At 70.4% G+C, this 16,446-nt stretch carries 10 protein-coding genes; 2 read left to right on the top strand and 8 right to left on the bottom strand.

Translation table 11 applies throughout. The annotated features are described in order from the left end of the window. Positions 1–101: 101 nt before the first annotated feature. Positions 102–509: a hypothetical protein gene (locus AB0M54_RS37165; RefSeq protein WP_364476567.1), complete on the bottom strand. Its 408-nt coding sequence runs from the start codon at positions 507–509 to the stop codon at positions 102–104. Here AB0M54_RS37165 and AB0M54_RS37160 point away from each other — a divergent pair. After that, on the top strand, positions 508–786 hold the full coding sequence (locus AB0M54_RS37160; RefSeq protein WP_364476565.1) for a helix-turn-helix domain-containing protein: 279 nt from the start codon (positions 508–510) through the stop codon (positions 784–786). The two genes, AB0M54_RS37165 and AB0M54_RS37160, sit on opposite strands and share 2 nt — an antisense overlap. A gap of 275 nt (positions 787–1,061) precedes the next feature. Here AB0M54_RS37160 and AB0M54_RS37155 read toward each other — a convergent pair whose 3' ends face one another. From AB0M54_RS37155 to AB0M54_RS37135, 5 genes are all read right to left on the bottom strand, one after another. Further along, positions 1,062–1,397, bottom strand: a complete 336-nt coding sequence (locus tag AB0M54_RS37155; RefSeq protein ID WP_364476563.1) for a hypothetical protein — start codon at positions 1,395–1,397, stop codon at positions 1,062–1,064. Between the two features lie 11 nt (positions 1,398–1,408). Further along, positions 1,409–1,579 (bottom strand): hypothetical protein, encoded by a 171-nt coding sequence (locus tag AB0M54_RS37150; protein WP_364476561.1) that lies wholly within the window; start codon positions 1,577–1,579, stop codon positions 1,409–1,411. A gap of 281 nt (positions 1,580–1,860) precedes the next feature. Beyond that, complete coding sequence (locus AB0M54_RS37145) at positions 1,861–7,182, bottom strand: peroxidase family protein (protein ID WP_364476559.1); 5,322 nt, start codon at positions 7,180–7,182, stop codon at positions 1,861–1,863. A gap of 143 nt (positions 7,183–7,325) precedes the next feature. Further along, positions 7,326–8,087, bottom strand: a complete 762-nt coding sequence (locus AB0M54_RS37140; RefSeq protein WP_364322863.1) for a hypothetical protein — start codon at positions 8,085–8,087, stop codon at positions 7,326–7,328. After that, entirely contained in the window at positions 8,087–9,757 is a 1,671-nt protein-coding gene (locus AB0M54_RS37135) for a multicopper oxidase domain-containing protein (protein WP_364476557.1), read from the bottom strand. The genes AB0M54_RS37140 and AB0M54_RS37135 overlap by 1 nt, the downstream gene beginning before the upstream one ends. A 309-nt stretch (positions 9,758–10,066) precedes the next feature. Here AB0M54_RS37135 and AB0M54_RS37130 point away from each other — a divergent pair, with 309 nt between their 5' ends. Next, entirely contained in the window at positions 10,067–10,618 is a 552-nt protein-coding gene (locus AB0M54_RS37130; RefSeq protein ID WP_364322859.1) for an AfsR/SARP family transcriptional regulator, read from the top strand. Here AB0M54_RS37130 and AB0M54_RS37125 read toward each other — a convergent pair. Together AB0M54_RS37125 and AB0M54_RS37120 are read right to left on the bottom strand one after the other, a co-directional pair. Then, positions 10,572–10,820: a hypothetical protein gene (locus AB0M54_RS37125; protein WP_364322857.1), complete on the bottom strand. Its 249-nt coding sequence runs from the start codon at positions 10,818–10,820 to the stop codon at positions 10,572–10,574. The two genes, AB0M54_RS37130 and AB0M54_RS37125, sit on opposite strands and share 47 nt — an antisense overlap. A 162-nt stretch (positions 10,821–10,982) precedes the next feature. Further along, positions 10,983–16,346 (bottom strand): diguanylate cyclase, encoded by a 5,364-nt coding sequence (locus tag AB0M54_RS37120; protein WP_364476555.1) that lies wholly within the window; start codon positions 16,344–16,346, stop codon positions 10,983–10,985. Positions 16,347–16,446 lie beyond the last annotated feature (100 nt).

Raw genomic sequence — 16,446 nt, 5'->3', positions numbered from 1 at the left:
CCGCATAAGTCACCGCTTCAACCAAGACCCATCCCACGCCGCTTCGCGCCGCGGGATGCTGCCGCGTATCTGGTCACGGTCGATTTTCGAGTTAGGCCTTTTCAACGGCTGATCTGACGGCTGATCTGGTCGAAGGTCGGTGAGCCCGGCTCCGGAGCGAGGCGTGCGGCGCGAGCCACGTACGAGATGGCGTGGTACCAGCCGCAGATCAGCATGAGATCGATGGCCCCGTCCGGCCCGGCGGCCTCGACGAGCGGAGCCCACTCGTCGTCGGTCAGATCGTGGGGGGCGGGCGGGGCGTCGACGGCCGTGATCACCGCACGGTCGCCCGGGTCGGTCCAGCAGACATCGGCCGCCGTGCCCGTGGTCAGGGGCCGGACCTGGTCCTCGGTGATCCCGGCCCTGGTCGCGAACACGGCAACGTGGATGCCCCACTCGTACTCGGCGCCGCACAGGACCGTGGTCCGATCGGGGCCGGTCCGAGGATCCCGCACGGGCCGGCCGGTCATGGCGATCCTCGACCTGCTCGGCCGCCGATGGACCTTGCGGCTCCTGTGGGAACTCCGCGGCGATCCGGTCCCGACCTTCCGAGCCCTCCAGCAGCGCTGCGACGGCGTCTCGTCGAGCGTGCTCACCGACCGCCTGACCGAACTACGCGCCGCCGCGATCCTCGAGAAGACCAGCGGCGGATATCAGCTGATCGACCAGGGACGGGCCCTGCTCGACACGCTCGCCCCGCTGGAGCAATGGGCCGCCGCCTGGCAACCCGCTCCGTCCGAGCCCTGAGACCCGGCTCTCCGGGCTTTTGTCCTGCCCTTCGTGCTTCCGGTGGCCGACGAACATGACCCCACCCCCCGCGTCCGCCGGAGTGACCCTGCTGTCCGAGAGCCGGCGGCCGCGTCTGACGCGCCCCCGACGCGGCCGCCGGTCGCCGGAACGGCGATCGGTCATGTTCTTCAAGATCGAAAACGCGGTTCGCGGCCGCCACCGCCACCCCCACCCCTGTGGGTGGGTAAGGAATGTAGCGCTCGAAATCGACGAACCTGTCAACTGTCCACAGGTCAGCGGGCCAGGACGTTCACCCCGCGACCGGTGCCGGCGCCCGCGGCGTTGACGGCCTGGACGATGACCCGGTACTTCGTGCCGGCCGGGACGCCGCCGACGGCGTTGAGCGTCCAGGCGTAGGTGGTGGTCGTCGGAGTCAGCAGGTGGACGTCTGACCGCGACGCCAGCCGGCCGTGAAGGTCGCGGCCGGTGGGGTGGATTCGGAGGGTACGGACGGAGCACGCCGCCGCGGCCGAGACGAGCATCCGGCCGCCGATCCAGGCCAGGTAGGCGACGCCCGCCCAGCGCACTGTCTCGTAGGCCAGGTGGGACGCGGTCAGAAGCGCGCTCACGCCCGCCGCGGTCAGGATGCCCCGGCCAGTGTGCCGGATTGGATGCCCAGGACCACGTTCCAGGCCTGGCGGGGTGATCTGAGCGCGGCGGTCCGCAGGATCAGGGCAGTGTCGAGGCCCGGCGTCAAAGTCAGCAGGCCCACGACCACGGCGAAGGACGAGAGGGCGGCCACCGAGGTCACGACCGGACTCCAACCCGGCAGCTACGCCCGGCGCGGGCGGCAAAGGAGCGACTCATCGCCTGGGTCGCGGAGGCTCACGGGACCGTGCTGTGCCCGTACCGAAGGAATCCGCTTCTCAACGGCGCGCCCGACATCGCCGCCGCCCTGGCCGGGCGGCGGCGATCATCGGTGCTTCGTCAAGATCGAAAACGCGGGTCTCGGCCGCCACCGCCACCCCCACCCCTGTGGGTGGGTGAGGAATGTAGCGCTCGAAATCGACGAACCTGTCAACTGTCCACAGGTCAGCGGGCCAGGACGTTCACCCCGCGACCGGTGCCGGCGCCCGCGGCGTTGACGGCCTGGACGATGACCCGGTACTTCGTGCCGGCCGGGACGCCGCGGGCGGCGTTGAGGGTCCAGGCGTGGGTGGTGGACTTCACCGTCGTCACGGCCGGGGTGCCGGTGGGGGCGCCCTTCGCGGTGTAGCGCTGGACGGTGATGCGGTAGCCGGTGATCGGGGCGCCGCCCGTGTTGGTGGGAGGCGTCCAGGTGACCCCGGCGGTGACCGGGCCGCCCTGGAGGCCGGCCTTGCCGGTCAGGGTGGCCGGGGTGCCCGCCACCGAGAACGGCACCACGGAGGCGCTGAGTCCGGAGAGCGGGCCGGCGCCGACCGCGTTGACGGCGCGGACCCGGAAGCGGTACGCGTGGCCGTTGGTCAGGTCGTCGATCACCTCGGGTGAGGCGTTGTCGGACACCAGGCGCATGGCGCCCACCGGGCGGCCGGTGGCCGCGTCGACGACCTGGATCTCGTAGAGGTCGGCGCCGCCGGTGGGGGCGGTCCATCGGATGGTGGCCCGGCGGTCGGCTGCGCTGACCGTTCCGATGCGAGGCGCGCCGGGGAGGGTCGGCGCGGTCTGCGGGCCGTTGGACGCCGGCGGGGTGCTCGGCGCAGGACTGGTGGGGACCGGCGACGTCGGCGTGGTGGCGACCGGCGTCGTGGGCGTTACGACCACCGGCGCCGGGGTCACGGCATTGGAGACCGCCGAGTACTCGCTCGCTCCGGCGGCGTTCACCGCGCGGATCCAGAAGGTGTACGACGCGCCGTTGGTCAGCCCGTGGAACGTCAGCGATGTCGCCTCGGGGCCGGCCACGTCCACGTCCGTGACGATGCCGTCCGCGTCGAGCACCTGGACCTCGTACCCGAGCATCGGGCTGCCGCCGTCGGAAGCCGGCGCCGTCCAGCTGACCAGTGCCGACTCGTCGCCGGCGACGGCCGTCCCGATGACCGGCGCGCACGGCTCCACCGGGGCTCCGGCCGTGTGCGGGGTGCAGATCGAGGGGCCGGTTGGCTCGGACGGGTCGGCCGGAGTGGTCGTCGGGGTGGAGGACGGAACGTCATCGTCGTCCTCGGTGGCGGCGACCGGCGTCACCGGCGCGGAGGCCTCGCTGAACACTCCGGGCCCGGCGTCCGTGTTGACCCGCAGCCGGAACGTCACCGGCACCCCGTTGCTGAGGCCCGTCGCCACGAAGCTGGTGGCGTCGGCGGCCAGCTCGGTCAGCGTGGTGACCCCGCCGACGGTCCGCGACAGGGTCAGCCCGGTCGCCGGCGAACCCCCGGCCGGCGGCAGCGTGAACAGAACCGTCGCCTGCCCGTCCCCGGCCAGCGCCGTGATACCGAAGAAGGCGGTGAACGTCGAGGCGTCCACCGTCTCGTCGGCGAACTGGAGCTTCTCCACGTTGCGGACCGTGTCGACGCCGTCGGGGCCGGTCACGAGCAGGGCGTCGCCGGTCTTCTCGATCAGGTACTGGGCGCGGATGCCCGAGAAGACCGCCGTGTCGGTGCCGCCGGACCCGGTGAGGATCTCCCGTACGGTGGCGATCCGACCGGGGTTGATCTTGCCGGCGAAGACGTCGTCGTACAGGTCGGCCATGGCCGACGCCGACCGGATCTCGTGGCCGGCCCCGTCGCGGACGCTGAGCCGCACGTTGAGGTAGCGGTCGCCGTCGATGATGTCGTTGCCGCCGCGGCCCTCGATGACGTCGTCGCCGGCCCCGCCGAGCAGGATGTTGCCGTCGCCCCACACGGTGCCGTGCAGGTCGCAGGGCCGGCCGGTGGCGTCGCCGACGTCGGCCAGCGCCGTCGGCAGGGAGGTGACCACCTGGTCGAGCCCGTGGATCCGGGCGACGCCGGCCGCGTCCAGCGCGTCGCAGCCGAGGAAGCCGCCGCCACCGACGGCCGAGGGCACCACGTCGTCACCACGCAGCGTGTCGTTTCCAGAAGTGCCGGAGAGCGCCTCGACCTCGTTGTACCGGTCACGTACCCCGATCGTCAGCGTTCCCAGGGGCGCCAGGGGAAGCGCAAGATCACTGTCGCCGCCCAGAACAGACCAGTCAAAACCCGACCCACCGGCGTTCTTCTCGATGCCGGGGCCCTGGACGCCGATGTCGTCGCCGCCCTCCATGTCGTAGTCGTCGTCGCCACCGTCGCCGACCAGGACGTCGTGGCCGGGCCGGTTGGAGTCGTCCAGGAAGAACAGGTTGCCGCTGTCGCCCTGGAGCAGGTCGGGGCCGTCGCCGCCCTCCTCCCAGTCGTCGCCGGCGTCGCCGAAGACCGCGTCCTCGCCCTCGCCGGCCGTCACGAAGTCGTCGCCCTCGCCGGCGAACGTCTCGTTGATGTTGGCGCCGCCGCTGGTGAAGTCCTGGCCGGTGCCGCCCATCACGATGTCCGCGCCGATACCGGCGTCGATGGCGTCGTTGCCGGGCCCGCCCTTGGGCACGTCGTCGCCGGCCGCGTCGGTGATGATGTCGTCGCCCTCGCCGCCGATGGCCACGTCGTTGCCGGCGCCGCCCTCGAGGACGTCGTCGCCCTCGGCGCCCCAGATCGTGTCGTTGTCGTTGCCGGCCCGCACCCGGTCGGCGTCCTCGGTCCCCCCGAACACCGACTGCCCGTTGATCCCGGGCCGGTCGACGCTGTTGCGGGCCCGGTAGGCGATGGTGCCGTCCGAGAGCCGGATCAGCAGCGCGTTCTCGTCGCACGCCGAAGAAGGGTCGTCGGCGACCTGGTTGCCGACTGTGCCATGAATCCGTGACAGGGAGAACTTGCAGTCGGCGGTGCCGAACGAGTCGGCCTTGAGGGTGTGCGCGTCGGTGGTGCGCCCGATCAGCTCGGCGAACGAGTTGCCCTCGAGCTGCGTGCGGAGGTTCATGCCGGGGGTACGGGCGAGGTAGTACAGCCGGTCACCGTTCTGCAGGTTGGTCAGCTGCTTCTCGAACACGTAGTTGAAGGTGCTGCCCAGCAGGCCACCGAACGGCATGGTCTCCTCGGCCAGCCCGCCGATCCACAGGTCCACGTCGTCCAGCCCGGAGGCGGCGGCCGGCGCGTTCATGAAGGTGGCGTCGCCGTCCACGAGCGCCTGCGCGGCGGCCCGCTTCCCGGCCACGGTCGTCGCGGCCGCCACGGAGGGGTGCTTGCCGTACGCGGCGATGAAGTTGACCAGCGACTCCGGGTGCTTGAGGTGTTCGCCGAAATCAACCCAGCTAGTGTACGCCGTGAGCGCGCCGCCCTGGGACCGGCGGAACACGTTCAGCGTGGGCAGCCCCTCCGAGCGCCCGCGGGAGATGTTCAGCGAGGCCAGGTCCATCGGCAGCCCGAGCAGGTTGTTGCGCAGCGTGTCGGTGATGAACTCGTCGAGCTCGTTGCCGACCTGGTCGGACATGCCCATCACGATCGAGCCGGTCGCCTGCTCGGGGCTCAGCGTCCCGTTCCTGGTGAAGGCGGGTGGGTTGAGGAAGCCGTCGAGCAGCGGCATCGAGGCGTCGGTGCCGTCGTCCAGAGTGCGGCTGATGCGCTCGGTGAGCATGGAGTGGCCGAACCGGTAGACGGCGTGCGCGAACTCGGCGGTGACGGCCGGGTTGATCTCGGTCTGGGTGAACGCGAACGGCTGGAACGGGTTGATCGCCGGCTGGACCTTGCGGGCGAACTCCTCGAACACGATGTGCTGGTACTCCATCTCGTTGACGAAGCGGGCGGCCTGGAAGATCCGCTCGCCGTTCCACGAGCCGCCGGCCAGTTGCCACTCGCTCAGCGCCGTGCCGTCCTCGGTGAGCACCCGCTCGATGTCGCCGACCAGCCGCTGGTGCTCGGAGTGGAAGATCTGGTGCACCGCGGTCAGGCCGATGTTCTCGTTGGCCCGGCCGTCGCCGGCGATGTAGTGCGCGGCCAGCATCTCGTCGTCGTAGGTGCCGGCCGGCTGGGACGCGAAGTCGGCCGAGGCGGTGGCGTCGGCGTCGGGGTGGGGCGCGACCGGCGGGGTGGCCGGGTTGTGGTCGGTGTCGACCGGGGTGGGGTCGGCGTGGTGCGCGATGTCGGTGAGGAACGGGGTGCCGAAGGTGAGCACGTCGGCCGGCACCGCGACCGGGTCGGCGAGGTTGCCCTCGACCAGGCCGTGCCGGGTGACGTACTGCGGGAGGCCGCGGTCCGGTCCGGGCACGAACCGGCCGTACGGGTCGGCCAGGATCGTGGGGACGGCCAGCACATCTTTGTCGGCGAGATCGAGACCGAGGAGGGTACGCGCCTGAGCTTTCGTCTCGGCCCAGGTCGGCAGCCCGCCACTGGCGCCGGCCAGCAGGTCGCCGGTCGACACCGGCCGGCCGTCCACCAGCGTGTAGGCCCGCAGGAAGACCTGGTGCGAGGCGTGCGAGGTGTACGTCTGGGAGTTGTCGACGTACGGGCTGTCGGTGTTCGTGGCGTCCTGGACGTCGTCGGCCGTGCCCAGCCTCCCGTCCGGCCCCGGCTGGTTGGCCGCCCGGGTCAGGGCCATGAACCGCATCGACGCGGGCACGTAGCGGGCGTCGCCCGGCTGGGGGTCGTCACCGTTGCCCGGGGTCCGGTCGGGCCCGGCGATCAGCGGGTCGTCGGCCCGCAGCGGGACGATGACCGTGCCGCCGCCCTTGACGGTCTGGTCGACGCCGTGGTCGAAGAACTGCCCGAAGAGCGTGAACCACGAGTTGTACGGTGCGCTGAGGCCGATGTCGGTGGTGACGTTGGGGATGAACACCGTGCCGCCGTCCATCGTGACGCCGCCGGTGCCGGTCGTCTGGCTGCGCACCGGGTAGCCGGCCGCGGCCAGGGCGGCCGGGTTGTTCGCGGTCTGGTCGGCGATCAGGTTGCTGATCAGGCGGGGCTGCGAGTCGACCACGACGTTGCCGGCGCTCTTGTCGGCGTACGTGGTGGGAAAGCTCCGCGGCCCGAACATCCCGGCCGGCGCGTCCTCCGCGGCCTTGAAGGCCTTGCCACCGAGGCGGGGGAACGTCTGGTCCGAGGCGCCGTACTTCTCCTCGCCCTCGGCCAGGTGGTTGCACGAGCCGTCCACGGTCCGCAGGCCGAACGCGAGCATCGGGCTGGCCAGCTGGTCCGGGCCGGCGCCGAGCAGCGCGCCGCACGGGCCGGTGGCGCTGGTCGTGTTGCGTACGTGGGCTTCAGCGATCTTGATCTGCTTGAGGATGTACGACAGGTCGGTGGGGGTGATCGTGAAGCCCTGGCCGATCGGGGCGGCCTGGGCGGGGGTGGCGACGAGCGTGCCGGCCAGGAGGGCGGCGACCGCGGCGACGGTGCGGAGCTTCATGCGGTGACTCCTTGGGAGCGGAGGAGAACCGGAAATTTCCTAAATGGTGGCCTTGCCCGGTTTGCGATCCCTGCGGTGTCCCTGATCACAAGCTGAAGCCGCCCTGAACCGTCAGTTCAGGGCGGCTCCGGGCCACGCTTGGCCTACCCGTGGTGGTGCGTCGCCTCGTTGTCGACCAGGTTGACCCCGTTGCTCAGGTCCACGCCCGGGCCGGGCCGGTTGGCCGAGACCTGGACCCGGTCGGCCGGCACCCCGGCGGCCCGGCCCAGCGCGTCCCGCACCACCCCGATCGAGTAGTCGCTGAGCACCGCCCCGAAGTACCGGATCGCCAGCCCCTGCTTCTGCACCGACGTGGTGTAGCGGCCCAGGGTGTCGGTGACGATCCCCTCGTAGTCGGCCGCCTTCCGCACGTCCTCGGCCGACGTCCCGGCCGTGACCAGCCCGAACGTGATGTCGTGGACCAGCACCGGCTGAACCAGGTAGAACGCGACATCGGCCGGCTGGTGGTCCCGCATCATCGCCTCGGCCTTCTCGACCGAGACGCCCTCCGGCGCCACGAAGGTCATCTCCGGCACCAGGTACTCGAGCATCTCCCGGCTGAACACCGCGAACGTGGCCGGCTGGAGAGCGCCGAGCCTGGTCTGCCTCGCGATCGCCCGCATCTCGCGGGCGATCTTCGCGCGGTCGGCGCCGGGACCCGGGTGGAGCCCGATCGCCGCCCGTTTGCGGACCATCGCCCGGTCGAAGGTGGTGGTCGCCTGCCCGTCCCCGGTGTCGTCGCTGACGACCCGGGCGACCGGCGTGGTGGAGGCCGCGATCGGGTTCGCGAACCATCCGCCGGCCCGCCCGACCAGCAGCGCGCCGGCCACGAGCACGACGAGAACCAGGCAGATCCGGGCCCGCATCACGACCCCAGCGGGAAGCCGGGGGCGTAGACGGAGGGCTGCTCGTCCCGGTCGTCGGCGCCCGAACGGTCCGAGGTGACCGGGTCGTTCATGTTCACGTCGCCGACCGCGAACTGGATCATCATGTCGTTGTCCTCGTGCACCAGGTTGTGGCAGTGCACCATGTAACGGCCGCCGTCGTTGCCGTCGCCGGTGGTGAACTGCATCAGCGCGGTGACGGTCTCGTTCTCGCCCAGGTAGAAGACGTCCTTGCCGCCGCCCTCCCACGGGTGCGCCTTGCCGTCCGGGGTGGTGTTCCGGCCGATGATCTGGGCGTCGATGAGGTGGATGTGCAGCGGGTGGAACCAGCCGCCGGACTCGTTGACCAGATCCCAGATCTCCACGTCGTACGGCTTCGGGTTGCCCAGCACCCGCTGGAAGTTGGTCGCCTCGACGTCCTCCCAGGTCTCCCCGTTGACCGTCCAGAGGCCGTGCTTGCGCTCCACGCGCACCCGCCGGCGGACCTTGGCCATGTCCGGGGTCAGCTTGTTGACCTCGATCGCGCCCCGGTTGGTGAACGGCTGCGGGCCCAGGTCGAGCGTCTTCGGGATGACGTACGGGTCCGGCGCGCCCGAGTCGGCGACCACCTCGAACTGCATCACCTTGCCGGTGTTGGCGAAGTCGACGTTGTTCTTGTTGCTCAGGTTGCGCAGCTCGATCTTCTGGCCGACCTTGTACTTCCGGAAGTCGATCAGGATCTCGTAGCGCTCGGCCACGCCGTGCCGGTACGACGGCACCGCGGTCACCTTCGGCGTCATCCCGGCGTCGTTGCCGACCACGTACAGCGGCTCGCCGGTGCTCAGGGCGAAGCGGAACGAGCGGGAGATGCCGGCGGCCAGCATGCGGAAGCGGTAGACCCGCGGCTTGACCCGCATCTTCGGCCACGGCACGCCGTTGACCAGGATCGTGTCGCCCATGAAGCCGGCGTGGTCCGAGTCGTCGAACGCCACCGAGCCGTCGGCCTTGAACGCCATGTCGCTGACGAACAGCGGGACGTCGTACTCGCCCTGGGGCAGTTGGGCCTGCTCGTACGGGTCGTGCAGGTGGTACTGCGCGGCCATGCCGGTGAAGACGTTCTGCGCGGTGCTCAGGTGGTTGTGGTCGTGATACCAGAGCGTGCGGGCCTGCTGCCAGTTCGGATACTTGTACGTCTTGCAGTTGCCGGCCACGGTCCAGTCGTTGGCGTACCCGTCGTACTGCGGCAGCGAAGCCGAGCCGTGCAGGTGGGTGACGGTCCGGAACGGCAGCCCGTTCAGCTTCTGGACGTTCAGGTGGTTGGCGATCCGCACCTCGGTGCGGGTGCCCTGCTGCACGGAGATGGTCGGCCCCGGGAAGATCCCGTTGTAGCCGGCGATCTCGGTGGTCAGCCCCGGAACCATGCTCGCCCGGCCGACCTTCTGCGTGAGGCAGTACTTCTGGTACGGCCCCTTCTCGTCCACCCCCTGCTCGGAGGGCATCAGGACGGGCGGGCGGCGAAACATGCTGGTGTACGGCTGGGGCGTGTTCTTGCTGGCCAGCTTGCTGGAGGCCGCCAGCACCTCGCCACCGGCCGCCGCCACGACCAGCCCGGCGCCGCCGACCGCCGCGGCGCCCTTGAGCACATCGCGGCGGCTCAGATTCCGATCCGACATGGGTGATCTCCGTCTCGGGGGGTAGACGTCCGTTCAGGGATCAGGACGCTACGAACTCCGCCTGAGGCAATCCCCCCGCAAACCTGTGGCCGCCACCACAGATCGGCGGCGCTCGATTCAGGAAGTTCCCAGGTTCCAGTCCCGGGCGCGAGCCACGGCCGCCGGATCCCGCTCGGCGCACGGCAGCGGGCCGTGCTGGCGTCCTCGCCTTCCATGCCAACCGCACGGTCAGCCGGTCCGATCTGATCGCCCTGGCCTGGGATCGGGCCGATGGGCCGCCGCCGACGGTCGACCGGCTGGTCACCGACTATGTCTCCCGGCTGCGCGGCGCTTTCCGGGCGGCCGGCGTGGGTGACCGGGCGGCGCTGGTGGCCGGTTCGGCGGGCTACCCGGCTGGAGGCCGATCCGGCGGTGGTCGACTGGCACCGGTTCCTCGGCCTGGTGGGCCAGGCCCGGACGGCGCGATCGGCCGGCGACGAGGGCGACGCGGCCGAGCTGCTGCGCCGCGCCCTCGCGATGTGGCGCGGGTCGGCGCTGGCCGACGTCCCCGCTGATTCGCTCGGCCCGCTGCGGACCCGCATGGACACGCAACGGCTGGCGGCGGCCGAGGACCTAGCCGGGAGCGAACTGGCTCTCGGCCGGGCCGGCGACGTGATCGAGCTGCTCACCGATCTCGCGTTGCGGGAACCCGCCCGCGAACGCCTGGCCGCCCTGCTCATCGACGCCCTGCGGATCGCCGGTCGGCGGGACGACGCGGTCGCGGTCTACCGGCGCACGGCTGCACCACGGCGATTCACCCCGGCACGTCTCGGCGCTACGTGCGGCTGGTGCGGGTCGGCCTCGGAAGCCGGGTGGCTTTGACCAAAACTTGCCTGCGCTGGACTTCGCGGCCATCCGCGGTCATCTCGATGCCATCGACTTCGTACCAAAGATCGCCATTGTGGTCCTGAGGTACGGCCCAATCCACCGCCTCCACCCGCATTCGCAGCGGACCAAGCCCGAACCGGTAATCGTTTTCGGCGAAGGTGCTGATGGGCCAAGCCGATCGTTCGTCGGCGTTCATGAGACAGCTCCTTCCGGCGTAGCCGGCGGCCTCCAGCGTGATCAGTGACAACGTTCTGCGCAAGGGTGAATGCACGTGCATATGCACGCGACAGGAAGGTTGGCCTGAACGGTGAGCCGGCGTCGATGATCGGATGACAAGCCACTCTCCCCAAAGGGGTCTCTACCCGTTGCAGACTCGGTTGCGGCCGCTTCGTTTAGCCTCGTAGAGCGCCTGGTCGGCGCGGGCCAGCAGGTCCTTGAGGGTGGCGTCGTCTGGCTGCAGGTGGGACACCCCGATGCTCACGGTCACCGTCAGCGGCCCGGACTGGGTCTCGATCGGGTGTTCGGCGATGCAGGCTCGCAGTCGTTCGGGAAGCGTCGAGCCGAGTTCGGCATCCTGCAATATGATGGCGAACTCCTCGCCGCCGTAGCGGCCGACGAGGTCGGTCTGGCGGACCTCGGCGGCCAGCCGGGCTGCGACCGTACGGATGACGTCGTCGCCGGTGGGGTGCCCGTGGGTGTCGTTCACCAGCTTGAAGTGGTCGATGTCGATCATCAGCACGCTGAGCGGGCGACCGGCGCGGAGCGCCGTCGCGATGTCGCGCTCCGCGACGTGCATGAACTGGCGGCGGTTAGCGATGCCGGTCAGTTCGTCGATGACCGAGAGAGCTTGCACCTGCGCGAACAGCCTGGCCCGGTCGTAGGCCGTCATGCCCTGGGCGACCAGCGCGGAGGCGATTTCGGCCTGCTCACCGACCCGGCTGCCGGCGTGCCGGGAGCTCAGCAGAAGAACACCCGGCCGGGCGTGCAGTGGCACCGCCAGCCAGGATGCCGCGTCCGTCAACCGGGCGTGCAGCTCGGCGGGTAACAGGGTGGGTTGGTCCGTGACCGTCGTTGCGATGTGCGCGAGTGCGGTACCGGAGTGCGCGGCCAAGGCGTGTTGCGTGAGCCGGCCGTCGCCGTTCAGTTCGGACAGCACGCAGACGTCGTCGTCGCTGTCCGCGGTGAGCAGCCACGCGTGTTCGCAGGACAGGATCGAGGTGGTCCAGCGCAGCAGGCCAGCCAGGACCTCGGGCGGCTCCAAGATGCTGGCCATGTCCTCGAGTGCCCGGCGCAGTGTGTCGGCCAGGTCGCGCTGTTGCCGGGCGGTCTGCATGGAGATCTCCAGCTGCGCCGCGCGGGCGGTCTCCAGTGAGGTGGCGATGTGGTTGGTCAGTGCGACGAGCAGGCCGACATCGTCGGTGTCGAAGATGCCCTTGGCGACCTGGCTGTCCAGGTAGACGACGCCGAGCAGCCGACCCTCCAACTGCAGCGGCGCCAGCATGATCGAACGCAGACCGTGCAGCACCACGCTCTGCGCGCCGAGGGCCGCGCCCTCCTCGCTACCGGTGATCACCAGCGGCTGGCCGGTCTGGTGTACCCGCTCGACCAGACTCGCGCTGTATCCGGTCAGCTCGCCGATGTCCTCGCCTGCGGCATTGCGGCCGAGGTGCGGCATGAGCCGGCCATCGGCACCGGTCAGGAACAAGTAGGCGCGTTCGGCGGACAACACTCGGATGGTCTGATCCAGGGCGATCCGGGCCAGTTCGCCTGGGTCGAGCACGCGGGACGCCGCGGCGCCGACCTCTTCTAGAGCGTTGAGCCGTTGGCGATCCAGCCCGGCCGCCCCAGAAAAGCTGATACCGGTGCTCGTGTCGATCGGGCTGAAGGTGGGCGTCACGCTGCGGCTGCGGGTGAGGTTCATCGACGCCGACCGGGTCATTCCCGCCTGGGCGGGCTGGCCGGACGCAGCGTATCCGGCGCTGACACCGAATTCCGTACCTATCCATGCGGCCCGATGCGGCCAGCCGTTTTCCTCGGCGATGCCGCGTGCCAGGTGGACCGCGCGGTGACCCTCGTCCGTGGCGCCGAGGGCCAGCAGCGCACGGGCTCTTACCCGGGCCGTCTCGTATGCGAGGCTGGGTGCGTCGACGCGATCGAGCGGGTCACCGCCGTCGAGGACCGCCAGGGCCTTTCTGGGTTCGCCCTCCAGCACCAGCAGGTCCGCGCGCCCGATCCGGGCGCGGACCCGCTGCTCGCCGCCGAGTTGGCTCCTCTCCAGCTTCCGGACCGCGGCGCGGGCCGCTGCCAGCCTGGCCGGTGTGGCCCCCTCCGCCTGCCGGCACTGCGCCAGCCGGCCCGTCACGACGAGGAACTGGTAGTCCCACGGCCGGGGCACCATCCGAATCCGCGGGTAGAGGACGTGAAGATCGGACACCACGCGATCGAACGGCTCACCGAACTCGCTCTGTTCGGTCAAGACGATGAGCTGCGAGAGCTGACCGCGCATTCGCATCACGGTCGACCCGTAGTTGGCAGTGAGTCGCTCGTTCGCCCGGCGGAACTCGTCCGCCGCTTCGACCGGACGGCCCATCGCGGCCAGCACCGTCGCCAGGTCGAAGAGCATCGGTGAGACCTCGCCCGAGCCGAGCGCGAGGCGCCGCTGACCGAGCTCGAGCCAGCGCTGGGCCTCGGCCGACTGACCTCGGGCAATCGCCCGCGCGATGAATAACGCCAGGCAGCCGGTGTAGTCGCCGAGTTCCTGCCGGTGGCCGTGCTGTTCGACGCTGCTGATGAACGCCTCACCACCGTCCCGGTAACCCAGGTAGTCCGCAACACCTCGGCGAACGTCGATGAGGGCGCGCATCGCCGGCTCATGGGCGGCGGAGTCGGCCTCGGCTCGGGCGAACGCGCGGCGGGCAACCCCGGTCAGCCTCATGCTGCCGGTGTAGAAGCCGTACATGGTCTGGCCGCAGACGTAGCGCGCGCCGCTGCCGATCCGGTTTCCCCAGTACAGCAGGCGGGCGGTATGCATGAAGATCATCCGCAGATGCGCGCTCTGCTCCGCGATGCTCGCGCCCATCTCGTGTAGTTCGGTGATCATGCTGTACCGCTCACGATCGGCTGTCCGGGCCGAGCCCAACCGCCACCCGGTCCAGTGCATGCCGACCGCCGACAAGAACATCACGATCGTCGAAAGCGTGAGCCGCAACCGGCCGGCCGGCAGTGGTGCTCCGATCTCAGCCAGTCCCTGCTCGACCGCGGTCATCGCCTGTTCGAGCCGGAACGTGGTGCGGTGGGTGGTGCTGAGCAGGATCAAAATCCGTGCCCGGGCCATGGGATCCGTCTCCACCACGAGCGCCCGGTCGAGGCATTCCACCGCCATGGTGAACTCACCGTTGCGGCTGTAGGCAGTGCCGAGTGCGGTCAGGAAACGTCCGTTCGTCGTTCCGCCGGGGGCGGCGTGCCGCAAGAACGCCACCGCGTTCGCCGCGGCATGGTCGTTGAGGGCCTGCTGGCCGGCCGCCCAGCATGCGGCGAAGACCCGGCCGCCGGCGGTGCCGGCGTCGCCGGCCGGGTCGATTCCGCCGGAGATGTAATGCCGGGCGAGCTGATACACCCGCTCGGCGTCCCCGGTCGCCGGCAGGCCGGCCAGCGCCTCGGCGATGCGGTGGTGCAGTCCGGCCAGCGCGCCGGCGTCGATCTGCTCGCTCAGTGCCTCACGGATCCGGTCGTGTACGAACGCGTACCGGCCGCCGCCGCGGGGCTCGGTCAGGCCCCGCGTGGTGGCCTGGGCGATCGCGGTCAACACCACGTCGATGTCGACCCCGTGGACCGCCGCCACCAGTTCGGGGTCGAACTGCACGCCGATGCATGCCGCGGTGACCAGCAACTCGCGGGTCTCCGGGCCGAGGTTCCGGGCTCGTGCCAGGACCAGGCCGATCGCCTCCTGTGGCAGCTCCAGCGTGTCGAGGGCCTCGGTGTCCAGGGCCCAGGTCCCCCAGAACGGCAGCAACAGCCCGGCGTCGACGATCGCCAGCAGGTATTCCTGGATGACGAATGGGCTGCCGTGCCCGCGTACGTTCAGCAGCCGGGCCAGCTCCGGGTCGGGGGCCAAGCCGGGCATCGCCGTACGCACCAGCTCGGCCACGTCGGCGTCGTCCAGCGGCTTCAGCGTCAGGTCGAGGCTCACCGACGTGCCCAGCGACGCGATCACCGCGTTGGCCGCCTCGGTGCTGTCCGGATCGTCGCGGGCGGTGGCGAGCACCATCAACGGCAGCGTCGAGAGAACTTCGGCGAGCTGAGACAGCACCTGGCCGGTGCCGCCGTCGAGCCACTGGACATCGTCGACGTAAAGCAGCAGTCCGCCGGACTCGCGGGCCAGACCGGCGAGGACGTCGACGACCGCGAGGGTGAACTGGTCGGCTCCGACCGTTCCGTCCGGCTCGGAGGCCGGTGAGCCGAGGAGCGCGGGCAAGGCCGGGATGAGACCGTCCAGTATTCCGCCCGCGGGCTCGGTGGCGGCCCGGATCCACGACAACTCCCGCGCTCGGTCCTCGGCGGGGAGGTTGTCCACCCGCCGCAGGTAGGCGTCAAAAGCGGTTCGCAGCGGCGTCAGTGGTGCCGAGTCGTCGCGGGAACTCTTGCCGTGCAGGACCAGTCCACCCGCCGCGACCACCTGGGCGGCCAGTTCTGTCGCCAGTCTGCTCTTGCCGCCGCCGCCCGTTGCCCGGATCACGCAACTGCGCCCGGCGCCCGCACGGGTGGCCTTCCATCGCGCGGTGAGTTGCTGCAGCTCACGAACCCGGCCGATCAGTGGGACGCTGGTGTTTCCGCCCGACGACGCCGTCCGGCCGCGTACGGTCAGCGCGGCGTCCGGGTCGGCGGCGAGCAGGTCGAGGTCGGCAGCGAGTTCCTCGCCAGTCTGGTAACGGTCGTCAGGATCCTTCGCCAACAGCGTGGCGACGACCGTGGCCAGTCCCGGCGGAATGCCGGGTACAAGGGTGGCCAGGTCTTCCGGCGGGATGACGGCGTGCATCCGCAGCAGATCGGCCACGTCGTTGGCGCTGAACGGCGGGGCGCCGGCGAGACACTCGAACAGGACGACGCCGAGCGAATACAGGTCGGATCTCTGGTCCACCGGACGGCGCAACATCCTGGACTGCTCCGGCGAGGAGTACGCCAGCGTGCCGACTGTGGGCCCGGAGTGGTCGCCGGTCTCCCGGCTGGCCAGGCTGAAGTCGATCAGCCGTGCGGTGCCGCTGGGCAGCACCATGAGGTTGTCGGGCTTCACGTCGCGGTGAACGAGTCCTCGGCGATGCAGGGCGGCGAGCGGACCGCTGATGTCGCGGGCCAGGGAGATCACCTGCTCGGGCGACAGTGCGCCGCGGGTCAGCACACTTGCGAGCGAGGCGCCCTCGACCAGATCCATCACCAGGTACGGGCGCCCGTCGGCCGCGCCGACCTCGTGAATGGTGGTCAGGTTGGCGTGGTTGACGCTAGCCAGCAGAGCCGCCTCGCGCCGGAAGGCGGCCAGGTCCTGTTCTGAACGCTCCGATGCGGCGAGGATCTTGAGCGCGTACGCGCCGTCCCGGCCCGCCTTGCGCACCCGATAGACATCGCTGTTCGCACCACGGCCCAGCTCCGATTCGACCGTGAAACCGGCAATCACGTCGCCGGACGTCGCCGATGCCGGCGACGGACGCGCGACTCCATCCGTGATCAAGTCAACGATCCTGACGCGGAGTGACGGCTCACGCCATTCTGATCGACCCTGTCCGGTCAAGAATGAGAAAAACAGAAAAGCCGTCCGCAGACGAGTTCAC

It is taken from the genome of Actinoplanes sp. NPDC051470 (assembly GCF_040682035.1).
GTDB lineage: Bacteria > Actinomycetota > Actinomycetes > Mycobacteriales > Micromonosporaceae > Actinoplanes.
The sequence above is the reverse complement of the archived record's forward strand: the minus strand, read 5'-3'. Positions and strand labels throughout refer to the sequence as shown.

Excerpts from the sequence above, each read along its gene's own strand:
- AB0M54_RS37160 (WP_364476565.1), top strand. The coding sequence starts at position 508 with ATGGCGATCCTCGACCTGCTCGGCCGCCGATGGACCTTGCGGCTCCTG.
- AB0M54_RS37165 (WP_364476567.1), bottom strand. The coding sequence starts at position 509 with ATGACCGGCCGGCCCGTGCGGGATCCTCGGACCGGCCCCGATCGGACC.
- AB0M54_RS37145 (WP_364476559.1), bottom strand. The coding sequence starts at position 7,182 with ATGAAGCTCCGCACCGTCGCCGCGGTCGCCGCCCTCCTGGCCGGCACG.
- AB0M54_RS37140 (WP_364322863.1), bottom strand. The coding sequence starts at position 8,087 with ATGCGGGCCCGGATCTGCCTGGTTCTCGTCGTGCTCGTGGCCGGCGCG.
- AB0M54_RS37135 (WP_364476557.1), bottom strand. The coding sequence starts at position 9,757 with ATGTCGGATCGGAATCTGAGCCGCCGCGATGTGCTCAAGGGCGCCGCG.
- AB0M54_RS37130 (WP_364322859.1), top strand. The coding sequence starts at position 10,067 with ATGTCTCCCGGCTGCGCGGCGCTTTCCGGGCGGCCGGCGTGGGTGACC.
- AB0M54_RS37125 (WP_364322857.1), bottom strand. The coding sequence starts at position 10,820 with ATGAACGCCGACGAACGATCGGCTTGGCCCATCAGCACCTTCGCCGAA.